This window comes from Leifsonia sp. 563, from assembly GCF_040545055.1.
In the GTDB taxonomy this organism is placed as follows: Bacteria; Actinomycetota; Actinomycetes; order Actinomycetales; family Microbacteriaceae; genus Leifsonia.
Genome location: NZ_JBEPLE010000002.1, coordinates 55641 through 69116, shown reverse-complemented (window position 1 = coordinate 69116; position 13476 = coordinate 55641). Strand labels below are relative to the sequence as shown.

9 protein-coding genes and 1 pseudogene are annotated in these 13476 nt (G+C 72.9%); 4 read left to right on the top strand and 6 right to left on the bottom strand.

The features are described from left to right. Positions 1-103: 103 nt before the first annotated feature. Positions 104-1141 (bottom strand): LacI family DNA-binding transcriptional regulator, encoded by a 1038-nt coding sequence (locus ABIC47_RS07365; RefSeq protein ID WP_018189683.1) that lies wholly within the window; start codon positions 1139-1141, stop codon positions 104-106. 171 nt (positions 1142-1312) lie between these two features. On the opposite strand from ABIC47_RS07365, the gene ABIC47_RS07360 reads away from it, so the two are divergent. After that, positions 1313-2014 (top strand): YoaK family protein, encoded by a 702-nt coding sequence (locus ABIC47_RS07360; RefSeq protein ID WP_354478876.1) that lies wholly within the window; start codon positions 1313-1315, stop codon positions 2012-2014. Here ABIC47_RS07360 and ABIC47_RS07355 read toward each other — a convergent pair. The 4 genes and pseudogenes from ABIC47_RS07355 to ABIC47_RS07340 all read right to left on the bottom strand — a co-directional run. Then, positions 1916-2623 (bottom strand): annotated as a pseudogene (locus ABIC47_RS07355) (ABC transporter ATP-binding protein); the annotation flags it as partial. The gene ABIC47_RS07360 and the pseudogene ABIC47_RS07355 overlap by 99 nt on opposite strands. Before the next feature lie 110 nt (positions 2624-2733). Then, the gene (locus ABIC47_RS07350) at positions 2734-3651 is read right to left on the bottom strand and encodes an ABC transporter ATP-binding protein (protein ID WP_354478870.1); all 918 of its coding nucleotides are present in this window, start codon (positions 3649-3651) and stop codon (positions 2734-2736) included. Continuing rightward, entirely contained in the window at positions 3648-6347 is a 2700-nt protein-coding gene (locus ABIC47_RS07345; RefSeq protein ID WP_354478867.1) for an FtsX-like permease family protein, read from the bottom strand. Before ABIC47_RS07345 ends, ABIC47_RS07350 begins: the two co-directional genes overlap by 4 nt. Continuing rightward, the gene (locus ABIC47_RS07340) at positions 6344-9409 is read right to left on the bottom strand and encodes an FtsX-like permease family protein (protein WP_354478864.1); all 3066 of its coding nucleotides are present in this window, start codon (positions 9407-9409) and stop codon (positions 6344-6346) included. The genes ABIC47_RS07345 and ABIC47_RS07340 overlap by 4 nt, the downstream gene beginning before the upstream one ends. 65 nt (positions 9410-9474) lie before the next feature. Here ABIC47_RS07340 and ABIC47_RS07335 point away from each other — a divergent pair, with 65 nt between their 5' ends. Then, positions 9475-10470, top strand: coding sequence for a class I mannose-6-phosphate isomerase (locus ABIC47_RS07335; protein ID WP_354478862.1), 996 nt, complete (start codon positions 9475-9477; stop codon positions 10468-10470). A 58-nt stretch (positions 10471-10528) separates the two neighbouring features. Then, a complete protein-coding gene (locus tag ABIC47_RS07330; protein WP_354478860.1) occupies positions 10529-11071 on the top strand; it encodes a GIY-YIG nuclease family protein in 543 nt (180 codons plus the stop codon). Between the two features lie 80 nt (positions 11072-11151). Here ABIC47_RS07330 and ABIC47_RS07325 read toward each other — a convergent pair whose 3' ends face one another. Continuing rightward, positions 11152-12738, bottom strand: coding sequence for an MFS transporter (locus tag ABIC47_RS07325; RefSeq protein ID WP_354478858.1), 1587 nt, complete (start codon positions 12736-12738; stop codon positions 11152-11154). A gap of 166 nt (positions 12739-12904) precedes the next feature. On the opposite strand from ABIC47_RS07325, the gene ABIC47_RS07320 reads away from it, so the two are divergent. After that, positions 12905-13471, top strand: coding sequence for a TetR/AcrR family transcriptional regulator (locus tag ABIC47_RS07320; RefSeq protein WP_018189674.1), 567 nt, complete (start codon positions 12905-12907; stop codon positions 13469-13471). The last annotated feature ends 5 nt before the right edge of the window (positions 13472-13476 follow it).

The window sequence follows — 13476 nt, the reverse complement described above, 5'->3', positions numbered from 1 at the left end:
TGGGCATGGTGAGGAGGACGGTGGGCGCGGGCAGGCTCGCGCCACCGGTGCCTCCGGTCGATGATTCGGGTGTGTACGGCGGGATAAGTGGGCCGGGATGCGGTCAGGTGCCGGAAGGCGGCCCGATCGAGTGCCGGAGGACGGGCGCACAGGGCATGAGGAACCCTTCGCGCTCGGCCCCGTCGAGGGATCCGTCGAGCCGGCCGACCACGCGGCGCACCGCCCACGCGCCCATGTCGCGGTGCGGCAGCTGAACGGTCGTGAGTCCCGGGTCGAGCGCCTCGGCGACGAACTCCTGGTTGTCGAATCCGGCGATCGAGAGGTCGCCGGGGATGTCGAGCCCGAGGTGGCGCGCCACCTGGTAGAAGCCCATCGCGGTCTGATCGCTGAAGCAGAACACGGCGGTCGGCCTGTCCTCCCGGTCGAGCAGCTGCCGGGCCGGCTCGACGGCGAACCGCGTGGCCGCGTCCTCCGCGACCACGGTGAGGCTCTCGTCCCGGCGGAGGCCCGCCTCCGTCAGCGCCCGCTCGTGGCCGCGGGCGCGCAGCCGCGAGGCGATCGGGTAGGCGCGGACGTCGCAGAAGCCGATCCGGGTGTGACCGGCCTCGATGAGCAGGCGCGTCGAGGTGTAGGCCCCCAGCTCCTCGTCGGGCACGACGTAGTCGACCGTGGGATGCGCATCCTCCACGGAGGGACGCCCGTCGAGGATGACGACCGGCATCGTCGGCGGGACGAGCGGCAACTCGACGAGCTTGTGGAAGTTGGTCGCGACGATGAGGCCCTCGATGTTGCGCTGCAGGAGGGACTGGACGGCCGGGGTCTGCACCTCGTCGTTGCCGTAGGTGTCGATGAGCATCAGCATGAAGCCGCTGTCCCAGGCCGCCTGCTGCGCGCCCGCGAGCATGTGACCGGAGAACGGCACCGTGGCGACCTGGTCGGACACCATCCCGATCGTGCGGCTCTGCTTGGTCTTGAGCGACCGGGCCAGCTGATTCGGCACGTAGCCGAGCTCGTCGGCAACCTGCTTGATGCGCTGCGCGACCGAGGCGTTGACGCGGCCCTCGCCGCGACCGCTGAGCACCAGGCTGACGCTCGACACGGAGACGCCGACGTGCGAGGCGATGTCCTTCATCGTCAGCATCGGCGCTCCTTCGCTCTGTGCGTCAATCGGTTGACTTCAATCGATTGACGTCACGCTATGAGCGTCAAACGCGTTGACGCAAACGGCCGTTACGAAGTCGTTATCCGCTCGCCCCGATGCGGGACTCGGTGCGCCCGCATGCGATCCTGTCAGCGGCATGAAGGAGGACCGATGACAGACGGCAGCAAGCGGCAGAGCGAGATGACCCTGGTGCTCATGCTCGCGCTCACCTTCTCGACCGGGATCGTCGACGCGGTCGGCTACCTCGGGCTCGACAAGGTGTTCGCGGGCAACATGACCGGCAACGTGGTGATCCTCGGGATGGCCATCGCGGGCGCCGACGGGTTGCCGTGGGTCGGGCCGCTGGTCGCGCTCATCGCCTTCATGGTGGGAGCCGTCATCGGCGGCCGGACGCTGCGTCGGGAGACGATCGGCTGGAACACGCGGACGAGCTGGTCCTTCACCGCTGTCGCCGCCGCCTTGGCGGTACTCACCGGGGTCACGATCGCGACCGGCGGCGTCCCGCCGAAGCCGTGGGAGCTCGGCATCACCGTCCTGCTCGCCGCGGCGATGGGATTTCAGGCGGCCGTCGCCCGGCACCTGGCCGTCAAGGATGTGACCACGGTCGTCGTCACGTCCACCATCACCGGCCTCGCCGCCGACTCGGTGCTCGCCGGCGGTTCCGGCCAGCCGTGGCGCCGGCGCGCGGGCGCAGTCGTGCTCATCGCGCTGGGTGCACTGGTCGGGGCGCTGCTGCTGAGGTTCGGGATCGCCCTACCGCTCGGACTCGCCACGGTGGTGACCGCGGCTGCCGCCGTCGTCGGCCACTTCGCCGCCCATGAGGGGCGCCGCGTGGCGGCCGCGCGGGCGTGACGACCCGGCGCCCAGCCGCCCGTCGTGCAATTCGAGCACCCGGTCGGCTCGGGCCATCAGCAGTGGATCGTGCGTGGTCACCACCGCGGCGATCCCCTGGCCGTGGACGAGGGCGACCAGCAGGTCCATGATCGCGCGGCCGGTCATGCTGTCCAGCTGCCCGGTCGGCTCGTCGGCGAACAGGATGCGCGGCTCGCCCGCCAACGCCCGAGCGATACCGACGCGCTGCTGCTGACCGCCGGAGAGCTCCGTCGGCCGCTGCCGCGCATGGCCGCCGAGTCCGACACTGTCCAGGAGCGCATCCACCCGGGCATCGCGCTCCGCCGGGGCGACGCCGAGCAGGCGGAGCGGCAGCTCGACGTTCTCCGCCGCGGAGAGCACGGGAACCAGCCCGAACGACTGGAAGACGAACCCGGTGCTGCGGCGTCGCAGGTCCACAAGCTGCGCCTCCGAGGCGGTCGACAGGTCGACGCCGTCGAGAACCACGCGACCAGTGCTCGCCCGGTCGAGGCCGCTCAGCACGTTCAGGAGGGTCGTCTTGCCCGAACCGGACGGGCCCTTCACCACGACCAGCTCACCGGGGCGGACCGTCAGGCTCGCCTCGGCGAGCGCCGTCACTGTTCCCGCCGCCGTTTCAAAGGTGCGGGTCACCCCCTCCGCCACGAGCAGCGGGACGTCCCGCTCGTCGTCCGGTCGGCCCGGCCGGGTCTCTGCGATCGTCACGGGCGGACCTCCTCTTCTGGTGCGCGCGGCTCGTCTGCGGCGTGCGGCCAGACGCCCACATGGTCCTGCTCCAGCGCAAGTCGGACCCGGTCGCGCATCCCGAGGCTGGTGAGGTACTCCTGCGGCAGCTGCAGCCGCCCCACACGGTCGAGCACCGCGAATTCCTCGGCGACCGTGTGCTCGTGACCCTCCTCGTTGACACCCGTGCGCCGCAGCACCTCGGTCGCGGTGCGCCCGTCGCGGATTTGGACGGTGCGCGCCACATGCTCCGAGACGGTGGGGTCGTGCGTGACGATCAGCGTGGTGACGCCCAGCTCGCGGTTGACCCCGCGCATGGCCTCCAGCACCTCGGCGCTGGTGGCCTCATCCAGTTCGCCCGTCGGTTCGTCGGCGAGCAGCACCCGCGGCTCGTTGGCCAGGGCGACCGCGATCGCGACGCGCTGCTGCTCGCCACCGGACATCTCGGTCGGGCGGCGGTCGGCGCAGTGCCCGACCTCGAGCAGCTCCAGCAGCTCGACCGCGCGCCGGTCGCGGTCGCCGGTTCCGGCGACGGACATCGCGAGGGCCAGGTTCTCGCGGGCGGTCAGATAGCCGAGGAGGTTGCGCGAGGTCTGCTGCCAGACGAATCCGACCGTTCGTCGCCGGTAGTCCACGCGCTCCCGGCTGCGCAGCGCGAGCAGGTCGCGCCCGGCCACGGTCACCGACCCGGCCGTCGGTTTGTCGAGCCCCGAGAGGATGCCGAGGAGCGTGGATTTGCCGGATCCGGACGCCCCGACGATGGCGACGAGGCCGCCGCTCTCGACGCGCAGGGTGAGTCCCTGGAGCGCCTGCACCTCGATGCCGTCGGCCGTGAAGATGCGGACCAGGTCGGTGCAGTCGATGGCTGCGTCGGCAGGGACGGTCACGGTGGTCATTCTCCTCCTCCGATCCTCAGCACGGCCGTCGCCGAACGACGACGTGCTGCTGCGAGGGCGACGAGCGTCGCCACGACGGCGACGACGACGAACCCGGCCAATGCCGCGGCGACGAGCAGCGGGTCCTGCACGACAGGCGGCTGGACGGGGCTGCCGGTGAAGCCGCGCAGGTCGAGCGGCTCCAGCACGACGGCGGGCAGCACGAGCCCGACGACGGCTCCGGCGAGGATGCCGACGACCAGCACCGGCCCGAGCTCCCAGGCGAGGACTCCGGCGGTCTGGCGCGAGCTGTATCCGATGGTCCGCAGGGTCGCCACGAGCCGCACCCGTGCCGAGGTGTTGATGACCAGCGTGAGAAGCAACGCGGCCACGCAGAGCAGGACGGTCAGCCCGATGGACAGGACGGCCACCAGCTCGGTGCCCGCGACCAACGGGGACGAACGCAGGGCGTCGCGCTCGGCGATCGCGTCACCGACCACGGCTCCCTCTCCCCCGATCCGGGCGAGCTCGGCGTGGACGCGCGCAGCGTCCGCGCCCGGAGCGAGCTTCACCAGCACAGTCTGCGGGCGGCCCGAGATGTCGCTCGACGCCGGGAGCGCGGTGCCGTCCAGGTAGACCCATTCGGCGTCCCGCACGTAGATGCCGGGTACGAAGTCGAGCTCCTTCACGCCGAGGTGCACGTTGGTGCCGCCGGTGACCACGAGCGCGCTGGTGATCGGGATCTGGCTCGACCAGCCGCCGAGCGCTGCCGCGGTGCGCCCCGGAATCCCGCCTTTCAGGGCGGAGGAGAGCCGCGCCGCAGGCGGCAGGTCGGCCTGCACCGCGTCGAGCCGGCGGGGGTCCACGAGGTACCCGGAGACGTCCGACGACACTCCGCCTGCGGTGAGGCGCAGGCCGCCGGCCCACTCGACCGTGGCCGTGCGCTGGACGCCCGCGAGGTCGCCGACCGCATCCACCTGTCGCTGGCTGAGGGTGGATGCGGCGCTCAGCGACAGATCGGCTCCGACCCGGATGCGCGCACCCTCCGCCACACCGGCGGTCGCCGTCGCCAGCATGCTGACCGAGAAGAGCGCGATGCTCACCCCGGCGACGAGAGTGAACACGGGCCAGAGCAGTCCGGAGCGTGATCGCCCGGCCGCCGAAGCGCCGAGGAACGCCACCGGCCCGCGGCCGCGCCGGAGGGCAGCCGCGATCCAGCCGATCGGGTACCGGGTCAGCCGGACGACGACCACGCAGGCGGCGAGCGCCACGAGGACCGGGGTGGCGGCGGTGAGCGGGTCGACCTCCAGGCCGGCGGCCGGCGACGCGAGCCCGCGCCGGGTGAGCAGCACGACGCTCAGCGCCGCCAGGCCGATGACCACGGTCTCGGCGACCCAGGCCCAGCGCGAGCGTCCGCCGTGCCCGGCCGAGGGAGACAGCGGCCCGGCCGCCACCACCAGTGCGATCGGAGGCAGCACAGCGCAGAAGGCGGCGAGAGCGACTGGCAGCGCCACGGGCACGCCGGCGGGTGTGAGTGCCACCGCCGCAAACAGTCCGAGCGTCGCGGCCGGGACTGACACGAGCAGCCCCTGCGCCGCAAGCTCGGTGCGGAGGCGGACCGGGGATGCGCCGCGCGCGGTCATCAGCGCGAGCGCGGGTCGTCGACGGTCCAGAACAAGACGTGCCCCCTGCGCGAGAACCGTCAACGCGACCACCAGGGGACCGCTGACGAGGATCGCGAACAGGGTCTGGGCCGGCTGCGCGCGGGCCACGAACTCGTCGAGCGGCCCCTGTACCGCCGTGGCGACGGCGAGCGGGATGGTCGCGTCTCCCACCGTGGCCGACAGCGGGGAGGCCAGGAACCCGCCCAGCGCGCTGCGCACAGCGGGCAGCGTCTCTGCGGTGAACCGCCGCGGCTCGACGGGGAACCAGACGGAGGCGAAGGTCGCGCCGACGCGCGGTGCGAGCGCGGTCCACGTTCCGGGATCGACCCACGCGACCCCTCCGAAGTCCTTGCCCGAGTCGCCGCCGTCGACGAAGTGTCCGCGCGCTCTGCTGACGTCGAGATCCCAGAAGTCGGCTGAGCCGTCCCGCGGCGCGATCGTCCCCGTCAAGCGGAACGACAGCTCCTCGCCCGGCGCGACGGAGGATCGACGGTCCTCGCCGACACGCCAGCCCAGCAGCCGAGCGGCATCGGCGGTGAGCACCACCGGGACGGGCGAAGCAGCCGACGCTCCGGCGGAGGTCGGCCAGGTGCCCTCCACGAGCCGTGCCGTCTTCCGCAGGTCCCGGTAGGCCTCGATGGTGACCGAGTAGCGGCTGTTGCTCTCCGCGCCCGCCGGAGCGGTGGTCGGCAGCTCGTCGCTTCGAGCCGCGGTGTCGCCCGGCGCGGTCACCGCACGGAGCGTGGGCGCCATCCGGTCGCGCACCTTCTCGGCGATCCCGGGCAGGCCGGCCCACAGCCGGACCGGATCGACGGCCGGCCCGTTCGACACGCCCCCGGTGCGGATCGCGGTGGTGAGGTCACGGCCACCCGCTCCGGCCTGCTGGAGTTCATGGCGCAGTTCACCGCCGAGGATCTCACTGCTCACCCGCGGCCAGGCGGCCAGCGCCGTCGCGGTCACGAGGGCGACCAGACCGAGCAGGGCGAGGCCGCCTCCGAACGCTCGGAGCGAGCGGAGGAACAGCCGGAGGTCCGAGACCGAACGCGCGTTCACCGGGTCTCCTCCCGGTAGGCCGTGTCGTGCGCCTGACGCCGCACGGACCGCCCGTAGGCCCAGACGGCGACGGCGAGAGCGGCGACCAGCGCGAGGAGGCCGACACCCATCCCGAGCGGATCCACACGCCCCTGCACCGACAGCGTCGACGGCGCTGTCACGACCGAGAGCCGTGCGAGCGTGTTGCCGACGAGCAGCACGACGACCACGCCGCCGGCCAGGCCGAACAGGACTGCGGCCGCAGAGACGCCGATGACCTCGGCCCGCCGGGTCCATGCCTGCTGCTTCGCCGACAGGCCGACCGCGCGGAGCACGATGACCTCGCCGCGGCGGCGGCGCAGCGCGGAGGAGATCGCGGCGGCCACCGCGGCGACCGCCAGCAGCGCGCAGCCGGCCGCGCCCAACCAGGTGCTCAGCACGGCGCCGCTGAGGAAGCGCGACACGAAGTCGCCCTCTGCGGTGGTGACCACCGCATCCCGTCCGGCGACCCGGGCGACGGAGCGCTCAAGGGCTGCCGTGTCGGGGCCGGTGGCCCAGATCGAGCTCGCGCGCGTCACGGAGGGTGTCGTGCGGAGCAGCTGTGCGGTGACCGCGGAGTAGTCGGCGAGGACGGCGCGCTCCGCGGTGGTCCCGGGCAGCGCGGGGACGATGCGGTCGACGGTCGCGGTCAGTCCGCCGACCGGACTGTTCACGTCGATCTGCTGACCCACCCGCAGGGAGTCGTCCGCGGCGAGAGCCGTCGTGACGGCGACCCGCAGCGTCGGCTCGGCGTCCGGCAGGAAGCGGGTGGTCACCCTCCCCTCGAGCAGAGCTGCGGAGGCCCGACCGGTCCCGGCGGCACGGAACGGCGTCTCCGCGCCGAAGGCGGTCGGCGCGAGCGACCACGCCCCAGCGGGCTTCGAGGCGACAGGCAGTCCGGTCACCGCGACGGTCACGTCGGTCGCGCCCGCGGACTCGGTCGTGACATCCACGGCGACGAGCCGACGCCCGACGTGATCCGGCAACGCGATGTCGGTGTCACCGGCGGCTGCCGGCTGCGCGGTGAGGGGGACGGCCTCGCCCGCGGCTGTCGCCATCCACACCGTCACCTGCGTCGGCGTCGCCGCACCGGTGGCCGACGCCGTCGTCGCACGCAGCGCCACCGACCGGGTGTCGGCCGGCAGGTCCGCTCCGGGCAGCCCGACCGGGTCAGGGAGGGAGTCTGCGAGCGCGCCGGTTCCGAGCAGATACCCGCCGACCGGAACCAGTGCGGGGAGCCGGCTGGTGTCCATGACGATCACGGAAGCGTTCGTGTCGCCGATGGTGGCGTCGTCGACGATGGCGGGCGACGCTGTGACCCCCTCCTTCTCGAGACGATCAGCACCGGACAGGTCGCCGCCGTCGTTCGGGCTGCCGCCGACGCCGAGATCGGCGCGGACTGATCCCCCGGTCGTCAGCAGGGTGGAGTCGCGGAGGAAGCCGGAGAACGTGCCCGCATATCCCGCCGCGAACGTCAACGCGCCGACCGTGAGGACGATGAGGGCGACGGGACCCGAGAACAGCGCGATCCCGCGCCCGACCTGACGCGCGGGGAGGACGCCGGCGACGCCGCGGCCGCGGCCGGCGAGCCGCTCGACGGCGCCGGCTGCTGGACCGAAGAGCGACAGCCCGAGAAGCGCGATGGCGCAGAGCACCGCGGCCGGGGCGACGACACCGGCCGGATCGATCCCGCCCCCGTCTCCCGAGGCCGTCGACGAGCTGAAGACGACGAACCGCCACAGGGCAACTGCGGCCGCGATGATCGCCAGCACCGCGAGACCGGCCGAGACGGCGGTTCGGCCCCTGCCCGCCTCGACGACTCCCGGGGCGTCGGTGAGCGACCGCGCCGACAGCACGGTCGTCAGCGTGGCGGCGGCCACGGCGGCGACGAGAGCGGCGAGGGGTGGGAGCAGTACATCCACCGCTCCGGGGAGACCCGCGGAGGGCCCGCCGGTCAGCGATCGGAGCACGAGCTGGGCGGCCGCAGTGCCCACGATCACCGCGACGAGAGCCACCGCGCCGGACTCCAGCGCCGCCGAGCGCGCAAGCCACGGGAGGGTCACGCCGCGCGATCGGAGCAGTCGCGTCTCGACCAGGCGAGCATCGGCGAGCAGACGGCCGAGCAGCGCGAGAGCGATCACCGCGCACACCGCGAGCACGCTCAGCGGGATCGGGATGACGGCGCGCACGGCGACGACCGAGCGTTCCATGGCTGTCGTCGTCGCGAGCGCCTGACCGCTCGACGAGAACGGGCTGGCCGCGGCGGTCGAGTCATCGCTCAGCGCGTCCGCGACGCCGGCGAGCCCCGCCTCCAGCCGCGGAAGCTGTGCTGCGGTGATGCGGTCGGCGTCCGGGGTGAGGACCCACTGCACCGAGGTACCGTCTCCCGCCACACTCGCCAGCGCATCCGAGACGATCGCCCGACCGTCGGTTCCGCCGGCGCCGCTCGCGAGACCCAGCCACGCCGCCGACGCCGGGGCGACCGGGCGCCAGATGCCCACCACCGTGACGGTGACCGGGGCGTCCGGGCCGGACAGGACGGCCGTGTCGCCGAGACCGAGCCGGTGCGCGCGGGCGAAGTCGGTGTCGACCGCCGCTTCGCCCGCGGCCGGCCCGGAGGTGGATGCAGGCCAGCGTCCCGAGGTCAGCCGCGCTCGTTCCTGCAGGGCATCGGAGGCGACCAGTAATGTCGCGCTGCCGCCACCCGCCACGGCGACTGTCGGCACGAAGGTGGTCTGCGCGATGCGCAGCGGGACACCGGGGAACTGGCGCGCCACGACCGACCGGACCGCGGCGTCCTGAACCTCCGGGTCGGATCCCTGCGACGCCTGCAGTGCGAGCGAGGTCGCCGCAGCCGGCTCGTGTTCCAGCGTGGCCCGCACCGCCGTATCCGGAGAGCGGAGCGCCAGGCCGGTCATCACGGACGCGAGGAAGGCGATCACCACGACGACGAGGCCGGTGGACACGAGCGTTCCGCGCTGCGCACGGCTCCGCAGCAGCCAGAACGGGCGGACTCGACCGAGCTGCCCGTCCCCTGCACGCATTGTCCCAACGTAGCGCGAGCGGGGCGCCCGTCCCGGCACTGCGCACGCGGTACTACTGTGTGTCGGTGACCACTGCGACGCCGCTCCTGCTCGGCCCGAACCAGCCTCTCGATCGGCCGTACCGGGGTGGCGCGGGCATCGCGCGCTTCCGCGGAACACCGCAGCCGAGCCCGTTCACGCCGGAGGACTTCGTCGCCTCGACCACCGAGGTCTTCGCGGGTGGCGGTGTCGGTCTCACCGTGCTGCCCGACGGCCGCACCCTGCGCGACGCGGTCGCGGCCGACCCCGTGTCCTTTCTCGGCCAGGAGCATGTCGCCCGTTTCGGCGCGCGCACGATGCTGCTCGTGAAGCTGCTCGACACCGCCGAGCGCCTCTTCGTCCACTACCACCCGGACGACGCGTTCGCCGATCGCCACCTGAACAGCCCGCTCGGCAAGACGGAGGCGTGGGCGGTCATCGAGGCCGAGCCGGGCGCCTCCGCGTTCCTCGGGTTCCGCCGTCCCGTCTCGACCGACGAGGTCCGCGTCTGGTGGGACGGCCAGGACGCCGACGCGATGCTCGATGCGATGAACACCGTCCCGCTGGCCGCCGGTGACACGCTGCTCGTCCCGGCCGGGCTCGCGCACGCGATCGGCCCGGGTGTGACGCTCGTGGAGCTGCAGCAGCCGACCGACCTCTCCGTCCTGTTGGAGCGGCGGATGCTCTCCGAGCACGACGCGCTGCTCGGCCTCGACCTGGAAACCGCGATCGACGGGCTGACCCGCGACGTGACGCCCGAGGAGCGGATAGCCGCCCTGCGCCGGGGACGCAGCGCCGAGGCGCTGTTCCCCGGCGATGCCGATCCGTTCTTCGCGGCGGAACGCATCCGCGTCTCGGGCTCCCGCGAGCTCGACCCCGGGTTCTCGGTGCTCGTCGTGCTCGGCGGAGAGGGACGGCTGGAGACGGAGGGCGGCGCGGTCGTGCCCCTGGGCCGCGGGGCGACCGTGCTCACCGCGTTCGCCGACGGGCCGATCGGGCTGAGCGGGGAGCTGGAGCTGATCCGCTGCCGCCCGCCGCGCTGAGCTGCACCGCGAACTCTCTGAGGCGCCCGCTGTCGGCGGGCGCGGCTAGCCTCACCCCATGGACACCGTCTGCGCACTCTGCGAGAGCCCTGCGTATGCCGGCGCGTCCATCCGGCTGTGCCTGACCCACCTGCTGGAGGCGCACGACCTGGTCGACGCCGAGTTCGGCGTGACGGACGTGCTGCCGTCGCCGTGCGTGTTCTGCGGTTCGCGGCTGGGCGTCCGCTACCCGTCGGGGTGGCTCTGCGCAGTGTGCGAGTGGAGGGTGGGCGAGCCGCCCCCGGAAGGTGCGGTCGCATCCCGGGTGGATGTGGTCTATTACCTGCGCTTCCGTGACCGCATCAAAATCGGCACGACCGCGAATCCCACCCAGCGGTTCGCGGCGCTGCCCCACGACGAGGTGCTCGCGTTCGAACGCGGCGACCGGACCGTCGAGCACCGGCGCCACGAGCAGTTCGCGCATCTGCGCATCCCGGGCACCGAGTGGTTCGAGACCGACCCCGCGCTGCTCGCCCACGTGGAGCTCGTCCGCGCCGGGGCCGACGACCCGTGGGCTCTCCTCGCGCGCTGGCGCAGCGAGGCGGCGGCGCTCCGTGTCTGAGGTGGCCACGCCGACGTTCCCAGAACGACGACGAAGGCCTGGATCCGTGCGGACCCGGGCCTTCGTCGAGAGAGAGACGGTCAGGCGACCTCGAGGCTCTCGCGCCGTCCGTCGCGCATGGTGACGGACAGCTCGCCGTCGACCTTCGCGGCGAGGCGGGCCATCTCGGCCGCCTCTGCCTCCGCCGAGGACAGTGCCGCGATGTCCACCAGCGCTGCGGCCGGCACGGGCTCGACGGTCTCCACCACCGTGGTCGCGACGATCTCCTCGGCCTCGGCCTCGGCGACGCGCCGGGCCGCCCGCATCAGGAACGCGGCCACGACGGTCACGGCCCCCGCCGCGAGCGCCAGCACGCCGGCCGTCGTGAAGCCCTCGGTGTAGCCGGACTCCGCGGGGAGCCCGTCCGGAGCGATCGCGCCGGTCACGAGGGCCGTCATCACGGCCGCTCCGACCGCCGAGCCGACGGTGCGCAGGTTGGCGTTCATCCCGCTCGCGATCCCGGTCTGGGTGGCCGGGACGCTCTGCACCACCACGCTCGTGATGGCCGCGTAGATCAGACCGAGTCCGATGCCGAACACGCCGGAGGCGGCGGCGACGGCCACGAGCGACCCGTGGAGGTAGGCGAGCGAGAGGGCCGCGGCCCCCATCAGCACCGCCGAGACGACGATCTGCGCGCGGAAGCCGACCCAGCGGGCGAGCGGGCCGCTCAGGAAGCCGGTCACGGCCATGGTCACCAGCATCGGGAGCATCAGCATCCCCGACTCCGCCACGGATGCGCCCAGGCCGTACCCGGTCGAGGTCGGCGTCTGCACGAACCGCGGGAAGAAGGCGAAGATCGCGAACATCGATGCGCCGATGAAGACGGCCGCCGCGTTCATGGACCAGACGCCGGGTTCGCGCATGAGCCGCATGTCGACGAGGGGATGCCGTGAGCGGAGCTCGACGATGATCCAGCCGGCGAGGAGCAGTGCGGCCGCGACGAACAGGCCGATCACGCCCGGCGACGACCAGCCCCACTGCGCGCCGGTGCTGAGCGGCAGGAGGAGGGCGACGAGCCAGCTGGAGAGCAGAACGGCCGCCCACGGGTTCACGCCACCGGTCGCCCGGGTGGGCGATTCGGGGATGAAGATCAGCGCGAGCACGGCGGCGGTCACCGTCAGGGCGACGGGGAGCAGGAACAGGCCGCGCCAGCTGAGCGCGTCGGCGAGGGGTCCGGCGAGCACCGTCCCGAGCCCGCTGCCGATGGCGATGATCGAGGCGATGGCGCCGATCGCGGACGGGAGGCGGCGCGCGGGGAACTCGTCGCGGATGATGCCGAAGGCGAGCGGGAACATCGCCCCGCCGAGACCCTGGATGACGCGACCGGCGATGACGACGCCGATCGACGGCGCGACGGCGGCCACGACGCTTCCGAGAGCGACGGCCAGGAGCGCGAGGACGAGGATGCGGCGCTTGCCGACGAGGTCGCCGACGCGACCGAGCAGGGGCGTCGCGACCGCGGCGGCGATGAGCCACGCGGTCATGGTCCAGGTGACGCCTGCGGTCGTGGTGTGCAGGTCGGACTGGATGACGGGGAGGACGGGGACGACGAGCGACTGGAGCGTCGCGAAGGAACCGACGCTGAGCGCCAGGATGGCGAAGGTCAGTCCGGGATGGGATCGAGACATTGTCCGGGGTTTCCGTTTCTCGAGAGGTGCCGAAAGGCGTAGAATTGGAGGGAGGCTCCGTTCGGAGGGTTCCTCCGGTTACGCTCATAACATTACCGGAGGGTGCCTCCGCTTCGCAACCTCGAGTTTTCGACCCCCCGAGGTCCGACCCGAAAGGACAGTTGCCGTGACCGGCACCGAGACCACAGCACCGAGCGTCGCCCGACCGCAGAGGGCGGATGCCCGACGCAACTTCGACGCGCTGCTCGCCGCCGCACGCGAGGCCTTCGCCGAGCAGGGACCGAACGCGTCGCTCGAGGACATCGCCCGCCGCGCCGGGGTCGGGATCGGGACGCTGTACCGCAACTTCCCCACGCGCGACTCGCTGGTGGAGGCCGTGTACATCGACGAGGTCGCCGCCGTCGTCCGCGCAGCGGAGGAGGCGGGATCGCTCGAGCCGTGGGAGGCCGTCCAGGCCTGGCTCCGCCGCTTCATCGCCTACGTCGGCACCAAGCGCGCGCTCATCGAGGGCCTCAACAAGGACTCCCCCGTCCTCCTCAGCTGCCGCACCTCGCTCTACGACGCCGGCGAGCCGCTGGTCCGCCGTGCGCAGCAGGCGGGTGAGCTGCGCTCCGACGCCACGATCGGCGACGTGATCCGCATGGTGTCCGGGATCGCCGGGGTCGCCTTCGACGACGACCAGCAGCGCGACCGCGTCCTCGCCATGGCCATCGACGGTCTCCGCCCCCGCTGACCCGG

Bases quoted from the DNA above. Each gene is read 5' to 3' on its own strand.
- ABIC47_RS07330 (WP_354478860.1), top strand. From the start codon at position 10,529: ATGGACACCGTCTGCGCACTCTGCGAGAGCCCTGCGTATGCCGGCGCG.
- ABIC47_RS07340 (WP_354478864.1), bottom strand. From the start codon at position 9,409: ATGCGTGCAGGGGACGGGCAGCTCGGTCGAGTCCGCCCGTTCTGGCTG.
- ABIC47_RS07365 (WP_018189683.1), bottom strand. From the start codon at position 1,141: ATGCTGACGATGAAGGACATCGCCTCGCACGTCGGCGTCTCCGTGTCG.
- ABIC47_RS07360 (WP_354478876.1), top strand. From the start codon at position 1,313: ATGACAGACGGCAGCAAGCGGCAGAGCGAGATGACCCTGGTGCTCATG.
- ABIC47_RS07350 (WP_354478870.1), bottom strand. From the start codon at position 3,651: ATGACCACCGTGACCGTCCCTGCCGACGCAGCCATCGACTGCACCGAC.
- ABIC47_RS07325 (WP_354478858.1), bottom strand. From the start codon at position 12,738: ATGTCTCGATCCCATCCCGGACTGACCTTCGCCATCCTGGCGCTCAGC.